The organism is Arthrobacter sp. I3 (assembly GCF_000520575.1).
Lineage (GTDB): Bacteria > Actinomycetota > Actinomycetes > Actinomycetales > Micrococcaceae > Arthrobacter > Arthrobacter humicola_A.
The window spans coordinates 31,310-33,041 of the sequence record NZ_KI914928.1 but is presented as its reverse complement, the minus strand read 5'-3'; the positions used below and the strand labels follow the sequence as shown (position 1 = coordinate 33,041).

Sequence of the window (1,732 nt, the reverse complement as noted above, 5' to 3'; positions counted from 1 at the left end):
TTGTCCCCAAGGTGCCCGCCGATGATGCCGCCGATCGGGCGCGCCGCGAAGCCGACACCCAGGGTGGCGAAGGCAGCCAGGGTTCCGGTCACAGGATCGCCGGTGGGGAAGAAGGCCGTACCGAAGTACAGGGCAGCCGCTGTGCCGAAGCCGATGAAGTCATAGGTTTCGATGACGGCGCCGACGCTGGAGCCGATCGCGACCCGTTTCGCTTCCCTGGTGCCGTGCACCGGGCCCCGCATGGTGAGAGCTTCGTTGCTCATGTCAATCCCTTTCGAAGAGAGCTGCCGACGCTTCCGCACCGACACTGTCGACTGTTAACAGATGATACGCCAGTGTGACCCGCGCCATAAGACAATGTCAACAGTCAACTTCAAAGGTTGACTGTTGACAGTCGAATTCTATAGTGTGGTCCATATCACCACCGCCTCCGGGCGCAACCAGAGGATCAACGACGATGTTCAATTCCCGACTCGGCTGCTCGTCCATCAGCTTCCGCCACCGGAGCCTGCCAGAGGCCCTGCGCACCATCGAGGGCCTCGGCTTCGAGGAACTGGATCTCGGTGCGCTACCCGGAGTGTGCGACCACGTTCCCTACGACCTCGACGCCGATGCCGTCGCCGCCGTCACGGCCGGGGTGGTTGCCTCCGGGCTGCGGGTCCGGTCGGTCAACGGGGACATCGGGGACCTGAACGCCTTGCTCGACGCCGACGCACAGGCAGCACGAAACCGGCACCTTGACGCGCTGCTCACCTTGGCAGCCGGCACGGGCGCCAAGGCGCTGGTCCTGCCCTGCGGCGCCCTCGGCCGCGACCCGGTCCGCAGCCTCGACGAGGACCTGGACACCATTGCCGCGCAACTCACCGCCGCCAAGCGGCGGGCCGCCGATGATGCCGCCGATCGGGCGCGCCGCGAAGCCGACACCCAGGGTGGCGAAGGCAGCCAGGGTTCCGGTCACAGGATCGCCGGTGGGGAAGAAGGCCGTACCGAAGTACAGGGCAGCCGCTGTGCCGAAGCCGATGAAGTCATAGGTTTCGATGACGGCGCCGACGCTGGAGCCGATCGCGACCCGTTTCGCTTCCCTGGTGCCGTGCACCGGGCCCCGCATGGTGAGAGCTTCGTTGCTCATGTCAATCCCTTTCGAAGAGAGCTGCCGACGCTTCCGCACCGACACTGTCGACTGTTAACAGATGATACGCCAGTGTGACCCGCGCCATAAGACAATGTCAACAGTCAACTTCAAAGGTTGACTGTTGACAGTCGAATTCTATAGTGTGGTCCATATCACCACCGCCTCCGGGCGCAACCAGAGGATCAACGACGATGTTCAATTCCCGACTCGGCTGCTCGTCCATCAGCTTCCGCCACCGGAGCCTGCCAGAGGCCCTGCGCACCATCGAGGGCCTCGGCTTCGAGGAACTGGATCTCGGTGCGCTACCCGGAGTGTGCGACCACGTTCCCTACGACCTCGACGCCGATGCCGTCGCCGCCGTCACGGCCGGGGTGGTTGCCTCCGGGCTGCGGGTCCGGTCGGTCAACGGGGACATCGGGGACCTGAACGCCTTGCTCGACGCCGACGCACAGGCAGCACGAAACCGGCACCTTGACGCGCTGCTCACCTTGGCAGCCGGCACGGGCGCCAAGGCGCTGGTCCTGCCCTGCGGCGCCCTCGGCCGCGACCCGGTCCGCAGCCTCGACGAGGACCTGGACACCATTGCCGCGCAACTCACCG

General features: G+C 65.5%; 4 pseudogenes. 2 read left to right on the top strand and 2 right to left on the bottom strand.

The window, feature by feature from the left end:
- Nucleotides 1-263: pseudogene (locus Y706_RS28200) on the bottom strand (MFS transporter); the annotation flags it as partial.
- Between the two features lie 194 nt (nucleotides 264-457).
- On the opposite strand from Y706_RS28200, the pseudogene Y706_RS30230 reads away from it, so the two are divergent.
- Nucleotides 458-886 (top strand): annotated as a pseudogene (locus Y706_RS30230) (sugar phosphate isomerase/epimerase); the annotation flags it as partial.
- On the opposite strand, the pseudogene Y706_RS28190 reads toward Y706_RS30230, so the two are convergent.
- Nucleotides 881-1,129, bottom strand: a pseudogene (locus Y706_RS28190) (MFS transporter); the annotation flags it as partial. The pseudogenes Y706_RS30230 and Y706_RS28190 sit on opposite strands and share 6 nt — an antisense overlap.
- A 194-nt stretch (nucleotides 1,130-1,323) precedes the next feature.
- Between Y706_RS28190 and Y706_RS25315 the strand changes: the two are divergent.
- A pseudogene (locus Y706_RS25315) lies at nucleotides 1,324-1,732 on the top strand (sugar phosphate isomerase/epimerase); the annotation flags it as partial.